Below are 16,625 nucleotides of genomic sequence, written 5' to 3'. Positions count from 1 at the left end.
ATTGTCCTTTCTTCTCTTATAAAATAAAACTACTTAAACTGAGACTAGGGTGTGAAAAATGAAGGTAAGTTATAGACATTTAAAAAGATATAAAGAAATAGTCCATATACTTTTAAAATATGGATTCAGTATTATTGTTGAAAAACTTAATATAGAAGGAGTAGCTTATAAAATTCCTATAACAAATCCACCAGCAGAGATAAAGAATATGACTACAGGTGAAAGGCTTAGAAAAGCATTTGAAGAATTAGGGCCTACGTATGTAAAATTAGGACAGATATTAAGCACGAGAAAAGATTTACTAGATCAAAGCATTATAAGTGAATTGGTAAAGCTAAGAGATAATGTGGAAGTGTTTGATACTGAAATTGCTATGAGCATATTAAAAGAAGAGATTAGTACGCCTATAGATAAAATTTTCGAAGAGTTTAATGAGACACCTATAGCAGCCGCATCTCTAGGGCAAGTTTATGAAGCAAAGTTAATTAGTGGAGAAAATGTAATAGTAAAAATCCAAAGGCCTAATGTTGAGCAGTTGATAAAATCGGATATAGAAATTTTAAAGTCTATTGCGTCTGCTCTAACGGATATAAAAAAAGATTTAAATATAGATGTACAAGGTATAGTTGAAGATTTTGAAACTCAGATTTTAAGAGAGTTAGATTATAACTTCGAAGCTATAAATGCTGTTAAGTTCCAAAATATGTTTTCTAATATAAATGAAGTTTATATACCTAAAGTATTTATGGATTATACTACTCAAAAAGTATTAGTACTAGAAAAAATAGTTGGAGTTAAGCTTAGTGACGTAAATAAAATGAAAAAACTAGGGTGGGATACGGAGAAAATAAGTGAAATAGGAATTAGATCTTTATTTAAACAAATTTTTGAATATGGATTTTTCCATGCAGATCCACATCCAGGAAATATATTTGTTATAAATGAAAATTGTATAGCGTATATAGATTTTGGAATGATTGGAATTATTGATAAGAAAATGTTAAATACATTAAATTCAATAACACTTGCAGCTGTGGATAGAAATATAGATAGAATAATATACTTACTGATGGAGTTAGATGTAATATCTTATGATACTAACTTAACTGGTCTAAGACAAGATTTACTTTATTTAATGCATTATTACTATGATGTTCCGATAGATAAATTAAGCTTGGGAGATATATTAAATGAAGTATTTAGATTTTGTAGAACATATAAGGCAGCGCTTCCGCCACAATTAGTATTATTAGGAAAAGCTCTTATTACCTTAGAGGGTACAGCTAGAGAATTAAATCCTAATTTTTCAATAACTGTTGCAGGGAAATCATTTATGAAGTATTACTACCTAAACAGGTTAAATCCTGAAAATTTAATAAAAGAATCAAAACAAAGCGCTCAAGAAGCTATTGCAGATATAAGGATAATTCCTAGACAAGTAAAATCTATTTTAAGAAATATAGAAAAAAACAATATTAAAATTCACATTGAAGATGTTAAATTCTCTAAATTAGAAAAAATAATAACAGATTTAGCAACTCAACTATCATTAAGTTTAGTGCTAGCTGCATTGTTAGTTGGATCCTCTTTAATAATAGCTTCGCCAAATGTAAATAGCAATTGGTGGGTTAAAGTACTTGCATTTTCAGGGTTTGTAGTTTCTTTTTTAGTAGGAATACTTTTAGTTGTGAAGATAATAAGATCACAATATATAAAAAAATAGGGGGAGATATACATGTTTAACAAAAAATGGACACTTAAGTACAAAGGTAGCATAAAAGAATATGATTTAGGTAAAAAAATGAAGATTTCCCCGGAAATAGGGCAAATTTTAAAAAATAGAGGTGTTAAAGATAAAGAAGATGCTGAAATTTTTATAAATCCGTCATTAGATTACTTAAGAGACCCATTTTTAATGAAAGATATGAAAAAAGCTGTAGATAGAATAAAAGATGCTATAGAAAACAATCAAAATATATGGGTATATGGAGATTACGACGTTGATGGAGTATCATCTACATCTATATTATGTATATATTTCGACTCTATAGGATACCCAGTTAAATACTATATACCAAATAGATTAGAAGAAGGATATGGTATAAATGAAGATGCAATAAGAGTATTGAAGGAACAAGAGTGCGATTTAATAATAAGTGTAGATTGTGGAATAACATCTGTAAAAGAAGTTGAATTGGCGAATGAGTTGGGTATAGATATTATAATAACAGATCACCATGAGGTACAAGATAAAATACCAGATGCGTATGCAGTTATAAATCCTAAGCAAAAAGATTGTAACTATCCATTTGACATGTTATGTGGTTGTGGAGTAGCATTCAAAATTATACAAGCATTAACGCCTGAAGACGAGTTTAAAGCTTCTATGTACAACTACTTAGAAATAGTAACTTTAGCGACTATCTGTGATATAGTGCCTTTAGTAGATGAAAATAGAATAATTGTGAAAAATGGCTTAAGGCTTATGAAAGATGGGAAAAATATAGGTCTAAGAGAACTTATAAATGTTTGTGGAATTGAAACTGATAAAATAGGATCATCGCATATAGGATTTTCTATAGGTCCTAGAATTAATGCTTCTGGTAGATTAGGGTATTCATATTTAGGTGTTGAATTATTTACAACTAAATCAAAAGAAGAAGCTATGGAAATAGCTAGTCTCTTAGAAGAAAAGAATAATGAACGACAAATGATAGAAGCTAAAATGTATCAAGAAGCAGAAGGTATAATTTTAAATGACAAAAGCTATAATTCAGATAAAGTACTAGTAATAGCAAAAGAAGGATGGCAACATGGGGTTATAGGTATAGTTGCATCTAAATTGACAGAAAAGTATTATAAGCCAACAATACTTTTAACTATTGAAGATGGAGAAGCTACTGGGTCTGCTAGATCTATAAAAGGGTTCAGTATATTTGATAATTTAGTTAATTGTTCAGAATTACTAAATAAATTTGGTGGACATGAACAAGCAGCAGGACTATCCATGGATTCTAAAAAAATAGAAACCTTAAGAAGAAAAGTTAATGAAATTGCAAACTATCAGCTTACAGAAGATGATATGGTAGAAAATATATCTGTAGAGTTTGAATTAAATGAAGGTTCTATAGATTTTAATTTAATAGAAGAACTTCATAGTTTAGAGCCTTTTGGAATGAGTAATCCAAGTCCTAGATTTATAATGAGGGAATTAGAAATAAGAGGTATTTTTAGGCTAGGAAAAGATAAAAATCACTTAAAATTAAACTTAGAAAAAAATAACGTATATGAATGTATAGGATTTAACATGGCATATATGTCTGAGCAATTTGAGATAGGGGATAAAGTTGATGTATTATTCCAATTAGATGAAAATAACTACATGGGAAATAGAAAAATACAATTTTTACTAAAAGATATAAGAATGGCATATCCAAAGGATATTGGCAAAAACTTAGATAGTATAAATCTATTTAGAAATATTAAACCTTGTTTAGATTCAAATAATAAAATTTCAAATTATGGAAAAGTTAATATAGATGGATGCAAACATATAAATGTATTTGACTATATAAATGAAAAAAGTTTAGTAATTGCAAATTCAGTAAATGGATTTTTTAAAGCATTATCAGATATATCACTTACTGAATATGAATTTGACATAAATTACAATATTATAGAGAATATAAACAACAAAGTTCAACTTATATTCTTTCCTTATATTGATAAAATAGATTTAAAAAGATATAATAATATTATTCTTTATGATTATTTATATGATATTGAGGAATATTCATGTCTATTTGAAGAAAGTGACAATGAATGTGAAATTATAAAATATTATGATAAGAATGATTTAATATATATAAATAATATTATTAGAAGTATAATTCCAGAGAGAGAAGAATTTATAACTTTATATAAAATAATGTCTAAATATAAAGAAATAAAAATTAATATACTAGACATTAAATCTAAGTTAAACATAGCACCAATAAAATTATTTGCTATGTTAAATGTGTTTAAAGAATTAGATTTAATTAATTTTCATGTGGAAGATGAAAATAGTACTTTAACAATGGAAATTATGCCAAAACCAAGTACTAAGATTGATTTAGCTTCAAGTAAAGTACTACAAGGACTTAATCAACTTAAGGATAAATACAAGCAAAGCTATTAGGAGGATTTAAATGAACTTAAAAGATTCAATAAGAGAGATTAAAGATTTCCCAAAACCAGGTATAGGATTCAAAGACATAACAACTTTATTAAGCAACGGAGAAGCATTTAAGTTTGCGGTAGATGAAATAATAGCAGATCTAAAAGATAAGAATGTCGATATAATAGTTGGACCAGAAGCTAGAGGTTTCTTAATGGGAACACCAGTTGCTTATGGAATGGGTATAGGATTTGTACCAGTAAGAAAGCCAGGTAAGTTACCAGGAGAAACTGAAAAGTTTGAATATGGATTAGAATACGGAACAGACACTTTAGAAATCCATAAAGATTCAATAAAACCAGGGCAAAGAGTTGCAATAGTAGATGACTTATTAGCTACAGGTGGAACTATGGAAGCTGCAGCTAAACTTATAGAAAAATTAGGTGGAGAAGTTGTTTCTATGCAATTTTTAATAGAATTAGAAGAGTTAAATGGTAGAGATAAAGTCTCTCAATATCATGTAAACTCACTTGTAAAATATTAATAGTGTTCAATAGTTGGTAAAAAGCCAACTATTTTCATATATATCAAAATTTATACTATAAAATAGGTGGTACTATGCAAGATAAGCAATTACAAGAACTAATAGAAAAAATAAAAAGATATGCCCCTAATGGTGATTTAGACTTAATTGAGAAAGCCTATTACTATGGTAAAAAAGCTCATGAAGGACAATTAAGAAAATCTGGGGAACCATATTTTATACATCCAATAGCTGTTGCTAATATACTTTGTGATATGGAATTAGATATGCAAACTATAGCAGCGGGATTATTACATGATGTAGTTGAAGATACCGAATTTACATATGAAGATATTAAAAATGATTTTGGGGAAGAAATCGCAGACCTTGTTGATGGAGTAACTAAACTTGGACAGATAAAGTATAAGTCTAAGGAAGAGACGCAAGCTGAAAATTTAAGAAAAATGTTTTTAGCTATGTCAAAAGATATAAGAGTAATACTTATAAAATTAGCCGATAGGTTACATAATATGAGGACTCTAAAGTTCATGCCGCCTGAAAAAGCTAAAGCTAAAGCGACAGAAACGCTAGAAATATACGGTGGAATTGCAAGTAGATTAGGGATATACAAAGTAAAATGGGAACTAGAAGATATCGCACTTAGATATATAGATAGTGATGGATATTATGATTTGGTGGAAAAAGTAGCTAAGAAAAGAAGCCAAAGAGAAGCTTATATAGAAAGAATAGTACATATTCTTAAAGAAAAATTTGATGAAGTTAATATAAATTGTGATATATATGGAAGACCTAAGCATTTCTACAGTATATATAGAAAAATGAAAAACAAGCATAAAGATTTTGAAGAAATATATGATTTAATGGCAGTTAGAATAATCGTAAATTCAGTAAAAGATTGTTATGCAGTTTTAGGTATGGTACATACCCTATGGAAGCCAATACCAGGAAGATTTAAAGACTATATAGCTATGCCAAAGCCTAATATGTACCAATCTTTACACACTATAGTTGTAGGACCAGATGGAGAGCCGTTAGAAATTCAAATAAGAACTAATGAAATGCATAACATAGCAGAGTACGGAATTGCTGCACATTGGAAGTATAAAGAAGGAAAAACCACTGTTAAAGAAAGTAAACTAGAAGAAAAACTACAATGGTTAAGACAGATGATGGAGTGGGAAAAAGATTTAAAAGACCCACAAGAATTTATGGATGCATTAAAAGATGATGTATTTAATAGTCAGGTGTATGTATTTACTCCAAAAGGGGATGTAATAGAATTGCCGGCTGGATCAACACCGATTGATTTTGCATACAGGGTTCATACCAATGTAGGAAACAAATGCGTAGGAGCTAAGATAAATGGAAGAATAGTTACATTGGACTATAAACTACAAAATGGTAATATTGTTGAAATTTTAACTTCAGCAAATTCAAGTGGTCCAAGTAGAGATTGGATAAATATAGTACAAACTCCTAATGCTAAGTCTAAAATAAGACAATGGTTTAAAAAAGAAAGACGAGAAGAAAATATAGAAAGAGGTAGCTTGATTTTAGAGAAAGAATTCAAAAAATATAGCATACCAACAAAAGATCCAATAATTGAAAAGTATATGCTTCAAATGGCAAGAAAGTTTAACCAACCCACTGTAGGTGATTTAGTAGCAACTATAGGATATGGAGGCATAATGCCATCTCAGATAGTTCCTAAAGTAAAAGAACTTTATGAAAAAGATTACGTAAAGAAATCTTCTGAGATAAAGGTCGTAGATGATATAAATAAACATAGTATAGGTGAACAAGAGTATACTAAAAAAAGAAAAAAATCATCACCTCAAGGCATTATAGTAAAGGGCGTAGACAATATACTTGTTAGATTTGCTAAGTGTTGCAATCCAATACCTGGAGATGAAATTATAGGATATATAACAAAGGGAAGAGGAGTTGCTGTACATAGAAAAGATTGTCCTAACTCTAACTTAGATAATGACTACTTTAAAAACAGATTAGTAGAAGTTTCTTGGGAAAACTCTAATAATGCTAAATTTGAAGCTGAAATTCAAATACAAGCAGAAGACAGACGTGGAATTATAAATGACATAACACATATTGTGGCTATAGAAAAAGTATCATTAAATGGAATTAATGCAAGAAAAGGAAAGCTAAATATTGTAAGTGTAAACTTACTTGTAGAAGTTGATAGTATAGAAACATTAACTCTTTTAATGAAAAAAGTAAGAGCAATACCGGGAGTAGAAGATATTTATAGAGTTATAAATTAAGGAGGCATTATGAGAGCTGTAGTTCAGAGGGTAGCATCATCTAGTGTCACTGTGGATGAACAAAAAATTTCAAATATTGAAAAAGGATTATTAGTACTTTTAGGAGTGACACATGAAGACACTAGTAAGGATGTTGATTATTTAATTGAAAAAATAGTTAACTTAAGGATATTTGAAGATGAAGATGAAAAAATGAATTTATCTCTTAAAGATATAAATGGAGAATTGATTGTTGTCTCACAATTTACATTATACGGAGACTGCAAAAAAGGTAGAAGGCCTAACTTTACAAGAGCGGCTAAGCCAGATTTAGCTAATAATTTATATGAAGAATTCATAGAAAAAGCTAAAAAGCAAAATATAAATGTTGGTACTGGAAAATTTGGAGCACATATGATGGTTGAGCTAATAAATGATGGACCAGTTACAATACTTATAGATTCTGAAAAAAATTTTTAAGGGGGATTTAGTTATGATAATAGAGAAATTTACAGATCATTTATTTGGAGAAAACACATACTTAATAGCAGATAAAAACACTAGAGAGGGTGCAGTTATAGATCCAGGTGGAGAAGTAGATGACTTAATGAGATTTATAAAAGATAATTTTATAGATGTTAAATATATAATACTTACTCATGGGCATGGAGACCATATTGGTTGTGTACCTAAGTTAAAAGAAACTACAAATGCATGTATAATAGCTGATAGTGAAGAAAAAGAGCTGCTTTTAGATAAAAAGAAAAACTTAAGTTATAGAATGCATTGTGGGGCAACTGAATTTGATGCAGACAAATATGTAAATGAGGGAGATAGTATAAAATTAGGAGAATTAAAACTTAAATTTATACACACTCCAGGACACACAAAAGGTTGTATGTGTATAAAAGTTGGCAATCACATGTTTACAGGAGATACATTATTTGCTGGAAGTATGGGAAGAACTGACTTATACAGTGGAGATGACAACCAAATGAAAAAATCATTAAATAGATTAAAAAAATATGAAGACGATATAATAGTATATCCAGGGCATGGTCCGAATACTACAATGGGAATAGAAAAAGCAACTAATCCATATTTAGTATAAGGTATTTGCTTAGAATAACAATAAAGGAGTAGTTTAAATGTTAGGTATTGAGTTAAAAGGACATGACTACAAATATGAAATTGCAGAATTATTCAAGTTATTTACTACTCAATTTAAATTTATAAAAGAAGATGAAAAATTTGAAAAAGCTTTGATAAATGAGTTTATTAAAGGTGAAAATTATATAAAGAGTACAACTAAATACTATGAAAATAATGATTTAAAGCTTTGCAAAGAAGAAGTTTTTAATATAAATTCTTTAAATGAAGAAGAGATAAAAAAGAAATCTAAAACTATTATAAAAAGAAGTATATTTAAGGTTTTAAGTGAATTGTACGACACTTACGTTCCATGGGGGATTTTGACAGGGATAAGACCTGTTAAAATAGTCCATAGTTTGTTAGATGAAGGACTGAGTGAAGTTGAAATAAGACAAAATCTTAAAGATAATTATTTAATAAAAGATGAAAAAATAGATTTAGCTTTAGATATAGCAAAAAGAGAGCGTGTATTTATATATCCTATTGATAAAAACAAAATATCTTTATATGTAAGTATTCCTTTTTGCCCTACAAGATGTGTGTATTGCTCATTCCCTTCTAATCCTATGAAACAATTTGGACATTTAAGAGAGAATTACGTAAAAGCTATTGTAAAGGAAATAAAAGGATTAGCGAAACTATTAAAAGAGACTAATAAAGAAATCGAAACTTTATATATAGGTGGAGGTACACCAACAACATTAGAGGCTGAACAACTAGATAATTTAATTAAAGCTCTATTTATGGAACTTGACTTAACAAAAATAAAAGAGTTTACAGTTGAAGCTGGAAGACCAGATACTATAACTAGAGAAAAGTTAGAAGTTATGAAAAAGCATAATGTTACTAGGATAAGTATAAATCCTCAAACTATGAATAATGAAACTTTAGTCAAAATAGGTAGAGATCATAACGTAGATGATATAGTAAGATGTTTTAATATGGCTAGAGATCTTGGATTTAATAATATAAACATGGATATTATACTAGGTTTAGTAGATGAAAATGTGGAAATGGTTAGGAATACTTTAGAGAGAATAAAAGAACTTTCTCCAGAGAGTTTAACTGTACATACATTAGCAATAAAAAGAGCATCTACACTAAAAGAAAATCTAGATAAGTATGAACTTACAAGATATGAAGAGATGGTAAGTATGATAAATTTATCTATGGAGTATGCAAAATCTATGGGCCTTAATCCTTACTATATGTACAGACAAAAACATATGCTTGGAAACCTTGAAAACATAGGATATGCTAAAGAAGGATTTGAATGTATATATAATATTCAAATTATGGAAGAAAAGCAAAGTAATCTTGCTGTAGGGGCAGGTGCTATCAGCAAATATGTATATGTAGATGAAGATAGAATTGAAAGAACTGACAATGTTAAAAATGTAGAAATTTACATAGATAGAGTTGATGAAATGATAGAAAGAAAGGAAAAGGAGGTATATAAAAATGTTAACTAAAGCTCCAAGAGGAACTAAAGATATAACTCCAAAAGATGCATATAAATGGAATTATGTTGAAAATAAATTTAGAGAAGTATGCGCATTATTTGGATATGAGGAAATAAGAACTCCTATATTTGAACATACAGAGTTGTTCCAAAGAGGTGTCGGAGAAACAACAGATGTCGTTCAAAAGGAAATGTATACTTTTGAAGATAAAGGAAAAAGAAGCATAACACTAAAACCAGAAGGTACAGCTGGTGCAGTAAGAGCATTCATTGAAAATAAAATGTATGCAGATACTCAACCAACTAAATTATTCTACCAAACTCCATGCTTTAGATACGAAAGACCTCAAGCTGGAAGACAAAGACAATTCCATCAATTTGGAATAGAAACATTAGGTAGTGATAAACCATCTATAGATGCTGAAGTTATAGCTTTAGCTGTTCAATTTTTCAATGAAGTGGGATTAAATAATTTAGAAACTTGTATAAATTCAGTAGGTTGCCCTACTTGTAGAGAAAAATATAATAATATTTTAAAAGAGTATCTAGATGCAAAAAGTGATGTTTTATGTGAGACTTGTAACGAAAGAAAAGAAAAAAATCCAATGAGAGTTATAGACTGCAAAAACCCAGTTTGCAAAGAAAATTTAGCAGACATTCCATATATGATAGATCACTTATGTGATGACTGCAAAGATCATTTTGCAAAGGTTCAAGAGTATTTAACTGAAATGGGTATAAATTTCAAGGTTGATAAAACTATAGTTAGAGGACTTGACTACTACAAAAAGACTGCTTTTGAAATAATATCAAATGATATAGGAGCACAAAGTACAGTTTGTGGTGGTGGTAGATATGATGGACTAGTAGAACAACTAGGAGGGCCTAAAGGCGTTAGTGGAATTGGATTTGCTCTTGGTGTTGAAAGATTATTATTAACTCTTGAAAATAATAATATAGAAATACCTAACCCTAAAGCTACAGATATATTCATAGCTACAATAGGTGAAAATGCTCAAACTAAGAGTTTTAAAATATTAAAAGATTTAAGAGAAAATCATATAAGTGCAGACAAAGATCATTTAGATAGAAGTTTAAAAGCTCAATTTAAATATTCAGATAAATTAAATGCAAAATATACTATAGTAATAGGTGATGATGAATTATCAAATGATGAAGTTAAATTAAAAGATATGTCAACATCACAACAAACTACTATAAAATTAAGTGAAATAGTTAAAGAATTAAAAAATAGATTATAGATAATTCTTAATAATTAATAACATATTGGAGGAAAGACATGGAGACTCTAAACGGATTAAAGAGAACTCACTATTGTGGAGACTTAAGAGAATCTAATATAGATGAAGAAGTTGTACTTATGGGATGGGTACAAAAGAAAAGAAACTTAGGTGGATTAGTATTTGTAGACTTAAGAGATAGAAGTGGAATTTGCCAAATAATATTTGATACAGATGTAAATGCAGAAGCTTTTGCAAAAGCTGAAAAATTAGGATCTGAGTATGTAATAGCAATAAAGGGTAAGGTTGCAGAAAGATCTTCTAAAAATCCTAATTTACCAACAGGTGATATAGAAGTATTTGCTACAGAATTAAAATTACTAAATAAATCAGAGACACCACCTATATATATAAAAGATGACGATAATGTATCTGAAGAATTAAGACTTAAATATAGATATTTAGATTTAAGAAAACCATCTATGCAAAAGAACTTAATATTAAGAAGTAGAGTTGCTAGTATAGTTAGAAATTACTTAACAGAAAATAATTTCTTTGAAATAGAAACACCATTTTTAATAAAACCAACTCCAGAAGGAGCTAGAGATTATTTAGTACCAAGTAGAGTAAATGAAGGGAAATTCTATGCACTACCACAATCACCTCAATTATTTAAACAATTATTAATGGTAAGTGGAATGGATAGATACTTCCAAATAGTTAAGTGTTTCAGAGATGAGGACTTAAGAGCTGATAGACAACCAGAGTTTACTCAAATAGACTGCGAAATGTCTTTTGTTGAACAAGAAGATGTTATGGCTATAATGGAAAAAATGGTACAAAGAATATTCAAAGAAGTATTGAATGTAGAGGTTAACTTACCTCTTAAGGCGATGACTTATGCTGAAGCTATGGAAAGATATGGATCAGATAAGCCTGATACTAGATTTGGGTATGAATTAACTAATATATCTGATGTAGTTGCAAATTGCGGATTTGGTGTTTTTGCTAATGCTACTAAAGATGGGATGAGTGTTAGAGGTATAAATGTAAAAGGTAAAGCAGAAGATTTCTCTAAGAAACAAATTGGGAAATTAGAAGATCATGCTAAAACTTATAAAGCAAAAGGCCTTGCTTGGATGAAAGTTGGAGAAAATAATGAAGTAACATCTCCTATAGCTAAGTTCTTCACAGAAGAAGAAATAAATGCTATATTAAATAAAATGGATGCTCAATCTGGAGACTTATTATTATTTGTTGCAGATAAGGACAGTGTAGTATTTGATGCTTTAGGTCAAGTAAGATTAGAAGTAGCTAGAAGATTAGACTTATTAGACAGTAATACTTATGAAATGTTATGGGTTACTGAATTCCCGGTATTTGAAGAAGATGAAGAAACTGGAAGAATGATAGCTAAACATCACCCGTTCACTTCTCCATTAGATGAAGATTTAGAAAGATTAGAGAGTGATGATAAATCTTCTTTAAGAGCTAAAGCTTATGATATGGTTATAAATGGTTATGAAGTAGGAGGAGGAAGTGTTAGAATATTTAATGCTGATGTGCAACAAAAAATGTTCAAAGCATTAGGTTTCACTGAAGAAGAAGCTCAAGAAAAATTCGGATTCCTATTAGATGCATTTAAATATGGTACTCCACCTCATGCTGGTATGGCATTTGGTCTTGATAGACTTATAATGATATTAGCTGGAACTACTAATATAAAAGATGTAATAGCATTCCCTAAAAATCAAAGTGCTGTTTGTCCTATGACTAATGCTCCTGCAATTGCAGAAGAAGCTCAATTAGATGAATTAAATATAAAAGTTGATATAAAAGATAAAGAATAGCACGTTTAAAATAAATACTGTTGAAGAAAATTCAGCAGTATTTATTTTTTTTTGGAGAAAATAATATATAATATATTATATGAATGAAAAAGAGGTAATAATATGGAGAAAAAATTAGCTAAAAATAATGATAAAGAAGCCATTATAAAGAGATTAAATAGAATTGAAGGTCAAGTAAAGGGTATTCAAAAAATGGTAGAGGATGAAAGATATTGCGTTGATATTTTAGTTCAAATATCAGCAATAAGATCAGCTATAAATAGAGTTGGGAATATAATACTTGAAAATCATATAAAAGGATGTGTATCAAACTCTATAAAAGAGGGTGAGACACAAGAATCAGAGGAATTAATTTCTGAATTGATGGAAACTATAAACAAATTTACAAAATAGGGGGAGCGCTATGAATCAACATGGGTATGTAGTAGAAATAGTAGATAGTATAACCGCTAAAATAAAAATGCAACAGCATTCAGCTTGTGCATCTTGTGGTAAGTGTGCATCATCTACTGATAAAAAAGATATAGTTGTTGAAGTTGACAATACTATAGGAGCTAAAGTAGGTGACTATGTAGAATTAAATATGGACTCTATAAATGTAATAAAAGCTGCATCTATAGTATATATGATTCCTTTAGTAGCACTTTTAGGGGGCACCGTAATTTCATATAGTATATTAAATCTTATTAATATTTCTGTTAATAAAGAAATATTAAGTGCTGTAATAGGTCTACTTTTAACTGGATTAGCTTATTTATTTATAAAAAAGAAAGATTCAAAGCTTAGAGAAAGTAGACAGTATATACCAGTAATAACTAAGGTTATAGATAAAATAAATATATAAAAAAGAGGAAGTTATACAACTTCCTCTTTTATTATCTATTCTAAATCTTTTCTCTCATCTTCTTGTACATTTTTATCTTTATCTATTGCTAAATCTATATCTAAATCACTATCTTCTGTCATTATATTATTTTCATAGTTAGAATCTTTTTTTGTTATAACGTGGTTAAATCCAAATGTAGCTTTATTTAATTTTACTGTATTTATAGTTTTAACAAATGAAGTAACCAGTAATACACCAAGAGATATAGCACCTCCAACTAAAAGTGCAGTTGCACCTGTAGATGCAGCTAGTTCATAGTTTTCTTGGACTAAATAAAGCATTGTGTTATACATTCCAAGTCCAGGGACTAAAGGAATTATGCCAGGTATTACAAAGACTATAGCTGGTTGTTTTAATTTTCTAGCACAAACTTCACTAGCAATACCTATTATAGTTGCTGGAACAAAGTTTGATAAAATTGGGTTGTTTGTAGCTTTAAATAGGTATACATATAAAACCCACCCTATAGCTCCTATTAATCCAGATACATAAAGGGATCTTTTAGGAGCACTTAAAAATATAGCAAATCCTATTGTAGACAAAAAACTAAATATAAAGTGCAAATATAAAGGCATGCTACTCATTATAATATACCTCCTAATCTAAGCCATACTTCAAGAACGAATCCTACTCCAACAGCTATAGCAGTTGCGGTTAAAGCAGCATCAAAAGCTCTAGCTACCCCTGAAATTAAATCGCCGGAAATAAGGTCTCTTAACCCTTTAATTAATGAAACTCCAGGCAGAAGTGGCATTATAGATCCTACAATTAGCGTATTCGGTTGACTCAAAAGTCCTAAGCTCGATAAACTAACACCTACAACTGCTATAAAAATTGAAGCTGCAAGTGTAGAAAAAGAAGGTATAGAACTAATACTGAATATTTTATCAAATATTATAACAGCGAAAATTGATGTTATGTATGTAAATAAAAAATCTACTACGGTACAACCTAACAAAACTGAGAAACATGCAGATCCAAGCCCAGTTCCTATATATACTACCCATTGATTATAAGACTTAACTTTTTCGATTTCTTTAAGCTGAACTATTGCATCTTCGATTGACAAATCTTTGTTAGAGACAAATTCCCTTGAAAATGCATTTAAAAGATCGATTTTGTTTATGTTTATACCTCTATTTTTTATAGTTTTCATAAACGTTATACCATCGAATCTTTCATCGGAAATAATTATTACAGTAGGGGATGTAAATACGTTTACATGCTTAAAACCTCTAGAGTTGCAAATTCTAAGTATGGTGTCCTCTACTCGATAAGTTTCAGCACCATTTCTAAGCATCAGCTCTCCTGTGAAAAGTGCTAGTCTGAAGATATTTTTTTTTCCATGTTGGTCAATGTTATTCTCTATATCCAAAATTACACCTCCTAAATAAATATAACATAAAGATTATATCAAATTATTGCACTATATTACACACATTTATTCACTATAAAAGCAGATTTAATTTAATTTGAAAATTGCATTAAAATTAAATAATATTAATAATTAAAAAGTTATGAAAATTGGGTATATAAAAGTGTACAAGCGAATATATAATTATTAGGATTTTTACAATTAAAGTAGCTTTTAATAATACATATTTATATATAAAGAAAGGGTGGATTAAATGTTTGAGAATTTAAAGAAGGTTGATAAAGAAATTTATGAAAGTATGCAACGAGAATTAGGAAGACAACAAAGAAACATAGAATTGATAGCATCAGAAAATATAGTATCTATGGCGGTTATGGAAACTATGGGAAGTCATTTAACTAATAAATATGCAGAAGGTTATCCAGAAAAAAGATATTATGGAGGGTGCGAGCATATAGATGAAGTGGAAAAATTAGCTATTGAAAGATTGAAAAAAATATTTGGAGCAGAACATGCTAATGTTCAACCTCATTCTGGTGCTAATGCAAACATGGGTGTTTATTTCTCAATTTTAAAACCTGGAGATAAAGTTATGGGAATGAATTTATCTCAAGGGGGTCATTTAACTCATGGGTCTCCTGCGAATATATCAGGACAATACTTTGAATTTACAGAGTACGGTGTAAATCTTAAAGATGGAAGGATAGATTATGATGATATAAGAACGAAGGCACACGAAATAAAGCCTACGTTAATAGTAGCAGGAGCTAGTGCATATCCTAGAGAAATAGATTTTAAAAAGTTTAAAGAAATAGCAGATGAAGTAGGGGCTATGCTTATGGTAGATATGGCTCATATAGCTGGGCTTGTAGCAGCCGGACTTCATCAAAATCCATGTGAGGTTGCAGATTTTGTAACTACTACTACACATAAAACTTTAAGAGGACCTAGAGGAGGAGTTATTCTTTGTAAAGAAAAATATGCAAAATCTATAGATAAAGCTATTTTCCCAGGAACTCAAGGTGGTCCATTAGAACATGTAATAGCTTCTAAAGCTGTAGCGTTTAAAGAAGCTTTAGATCCTGAGTTTAAAGAATATCAATCTCAAGTTGTAAAAAATGCTAAGAAACTAGCGGAAGAATTAATGAATAGAGGATTTGAGTTAGTAACAGGTGGAACTGATAATCATCTAATTTTACTAGACTTAACTAATAAAAATATAACTGGAAAAGAAGCTGAAAAAAGATTAGATGAAGCATATATAACAGCTAATAAAAATACAATACCTTTTGATCCAAATGGAGCTTTTGTTACTAGTGGTATAAGATTGGGAACTCCAGCTGTAACAACAAGAGGGATGAAAGAAGAAGATATGAAAGATATAGCAGAGGCTATAGACTTATGTTTAACTTATAATAAAGAAGAAGAAGCTAGAGAAAAAGTAGTAGCTTTAACAAATAAATATCCTTTATATAATGAATATAAAATATTTGAATAGAAGTAGGATTAAAAAAATATAGTATGTAAAGTAATAGATCACGAAGTGTAAATATAAAAGCTTTGCGACACAAAGCTGAGAAGATGCTTTGAAATGTCGCTGCAGATTTTATATTTATACTTCGTTAACTTTCACATACTATATTTTTTATATTAACTTGCGAGGAGCTAGGGTAGGTAAAGCACTGAAATTCGAAG

At 29.4% G+C, this 16,625-nt stretch carries 14 protein-coding genes; 12 read left to right on the top strand and 2 right to left on the bottom strand.

Going from position 1 to position 16,625, the window contains the following annotated elements; genetic code table 11:
- Positions 1–58 precede the first annotated feature (58 nt).
- The 11 genes from KXZ80_RS13610 (at position 59) to KXZ80_RS13560 (ending at position 13,513) form a co-directional block, all read left to right on the top strand.
- Entirely contained in the window at positions 59–1,723 is a 1,665-nt protein-coding gene (locus KXZ80_RS13610) for an ABC1 kinase family protein (RefSeq protein WP_021431779.1), read from the top strand.
- A 12-nt stretch (positions 1,724–1,735) separates the two neighbouring features.
- Positions 1,736–4,180 (top strand): single-stranded-DNA-specific exonuclease RecJ, encoded by a 2,445-nt coding sequence (gene recJ / locus KXZ80_RS13605; protein WP_021431780.1) that lies wholly within the window; start codon positions 1,736–1,738, stop codon positions 4,178–4,180.
- 10 nt (positions 4,181–4,190) lie between these two features.
- On the top strand, positions 4,191–4,703 hold the full coding sequence (locus tag KXZ80_RS13600; RefSeq protein ID WP_021428377.1) for an adenine phosphoribosyltransferase: 513 nt from the start codon (positions 4,191–4,193) through the stop codon (positions 4,701–4,703).
- Between the two features lie 74 nt (positions 4,704–4,777).
- The gene (locus tag KXZ80_RS13595; protein ID WP_021431781.1) at positions 4,778–6,985 is read left to right on the top strand and encodes a RelA/SpoT family protein; all 2,208 of its coding nucleotides are present in this window, start codon (positions 4,778–4,780) and stop codon (positions 6,983–6,985) included.
- A gap of 9 nt (positions 6,986–6,994) precedes the next feature.
- Positions 6,995–7,444 carry a D-aminoacyl-tRNA deacylase gene (gene dtd, locus KXZ80_RS13590; protein WP_021431782.1) on the top strand — a complete coding sequence of 150 codons (450 nt, stop codon included), beginning with the start codon at positions 6,995–6,997 and terminating at the stop codon, positions 7,442–7,444.
- 13 nt (positions 7,445–7,457) lie between these two features.
- A complete protein-coding gene (locus tag KXZ80_RS13585; RefSeq protein WP_021431783.1) occupies positions 7,458–8,075 on the top strand; it encodes an MBL fold metallo-hydrolase in 618 nt (205 codons plus the stop codon).
- A 37-nt stretch (positions 8,076–8,112) separates the two neighbouring features.
- Complete coding sequence (hemZ, locus tag KXZ80_RS13580) at positions 8,113–9,588, top strand: coproporphyrinogen dehydrogenase HemZ (RefSeq protein WP_021431784.1); 1,476 nt, start codon at positions 8,113–8,115, stop codon at positions 9,586–9,588.
- Entirely contained in the window at positions 9,578–10,840 is a 1,263-nt protein-coding gene (gene hisS / locus KXZ80_RS13575; protein WP_021431785.1) for a histidine--tRNA ligase, read from the top strand. Before hemZ ends, hisS begins: the two co-directional genes overlap by 11 nt.
- Positions 10,841–10,878: 38 nt before the next feature.
- Positions 10,879–12,669: an aspartate--tRNA ligase gene (gene aspS / locus KXZ80_RS13570; RefSeq protein ID WP_021431786.1), complete on the top strand. Its 1,791-nt coding sequence runs from the start codon at positions 10,879–10,881 to the stop codon at positions 12,667–12,669.
- 102 nt (positions 12,670–12,771) lie between these two features.
- Positions 12,772–13,062 (top strand): metal-sensitive transcriptional regulator, encoded by a 291-nt coding sequence (locus KXZ80_RS13565; RefSeq protein WP_021428502.1) that lies wholly within the window; start codon positions 12,772–12,774, stop codon positions 13,060–13,062.
- A gap of 10 nt (positions 13,063–13,072) precedes the next feature.
- Positions 13,073–13,513 carry a SoxR reducing system RseC family protein gene (locus KXZ80_RS13560; protein ID WP_021431787.1) on the top strand — a complete coding sequence of 147 codons (441 nt, stop codon included), beginning with the start codon at positions 13,073–13,075 and terminating at the stop codon, positions 13,511–13,513.
- Between the two features lie 35 nt (positions 13,514–13,548).
- Here KXZ80_RS13560 and KXZ80_RS13555 read toward each other — a convergent pair whose 3' ends face one another.
- The gene (locus KXZ80_RS13555) at positions 13,549–14,139 is read right to left on the bottom strand and encodes a threonine/serine exporter family protein (protein WP_021431788.1); all 591 of its coding nucleotides are present in this window, start codon (positions 14,137–14,139) and stop codon (positions 13,549–13,551) included.
- Entirely contained in the window at positions 14,139–14,924 is a 786-nt protein-coding gene (locus KXZ80_RS13550; RefSeq protein WP_038284816.1) for a threonine/serine exporter family protein, read from the bottom strand. Before KXZ80_RS13550 ends, KXZ80_RS13555 begins: the two co-directional genes overlap by 1 nt.
- A 259-nt stretch (positions 14,925–15,183) precedes the next feature.
- Between KXZ80_RS13550 and KXZ80_RS13545 the strand changes: the two genes are divergently transcribed.
- Positions 15,184–16,428 (top strand): serine hydroxymethyltransferase, encoded by a 1,245-nt coding sequence (locus KXZ80_RS13545; RefSeq protein WP_021431790.1) that lies wholly within the window; start codon positions 15,184–15,186, stop codon positions 16,426–16,428.
- The last annotated feature ends 197 nt before the right edge of the window (positions 16,429–16,625 follow it).

It is taken from the genome of Paraclostridium bifermentans, assembly GCF_019916025.1.
GTDB classification, from domain to species: Bacteria; Bacillota; Clostridia; order Peptostreptococcales; family Peptostreptococcaceae; genus Paraclostridium; species Paraclostridium bifermentans.
The sequence above is the reverse complement of the archived record's forward strand: the minus strand, read 5'-3'. Positions and strand labels throughout refer to the sequence as shown.

What these genes read in the sequence shown, in the direction of transcription:
- KXZ80_RS13595 (WP_021431781.1), top strand. Translation starts at nt 4,778, where the DNA reads ATGCAAGATAAGCAATTACAAGAACTAATAGAAAAAATAAAAAGATAT.
- KXZ80_RS13560 (WP_021431787.1), top strand. Translation starts at nt 13,073, where the DNA reads ATGAATCAACATGGGTATGTAGTAGAAATAGTAGATAGTATAACCGCT.
- aspS (WP_021431786.1), top strand. Translation starts at nt 10,879, where the DNA reads ATGGAGACTCTAAACGGATTAAAGAGAACTCACTATTGTGGAGACTTA.
- hisS (WP_021431785.1), top strand. Translation starts at nt 9,578, where the DNA reads ATGTTAACTAAAGCTCCAAGAGGAACTAAAGATATAACTCCAAAAGAT.
- KXZ80_RS13555 (WP_021431788.1), bottom strand. Translation starts at nt 14,139, where the DNA reads ATGAGTAGCATGCCTTTATATTTGCACTTTATATTTAGTTTTTTGTCT.
- recJ (WP_021431780.1), top strand. Translation starts at nt 1,736, where the DNA reads ATGTTTAACAAAAAATGGACACTTAAGTACAAAGGTAGCATAAAAGAA.
- KXZ80_RS13545 (WP_021431790.1), top strand. Translation starts at nt 15,184, where the DNA reads ATGTTTGAGAATTTAAAGAAGGTTGATAAAGAAATTTATGAAAGTATG.
- hemZ (WP_021431784.1), top strand. Translation starts at nt 8,113, where the DNA reads ATGTTAGGTATTGAGTTAAAAGGACATGACTACAAATATGAAATTGCA.
- KXZ80_RS13585 (WP_021431783.1), top strand. Translation starts at nt 7,458, where the DNA reads ATGATAATAGAGAAATTTACAGATCATTTATTTGGAGAAAACACATAC.
- KXZ80_RS13610 (WP_021431779.1), top strand. Translation starts at nt 59, where the DNA reads ATGAAGGTAAGTTATAGACATTTAAAAAGATATAAAGAAATAGTCCAT.
- KXZ80_RS13565 (WP_021428502.1), top strand. Translation starts at nt 12,772, where the DNA reads ATGGAGAAAAAATTAGCTAAAAATAATGATAAAGAAGCCATTATAAAG.
- KXZ80_RS13600 (WP_021428377.1), top strand. Translation starts at nt 4,191, where the DNA reads ATGAACTTAAAAGATTCAATAAGAGAGATTAAAGATTTCCCAAAACCA.
- dtd (WP_021431782.1), top strand. Translation starts at nt 6,995, where the DNA reads ATGAGAGCTGTAGTTCAGAGGGTAGCATCATCTAGTGTCACTGTGGAT.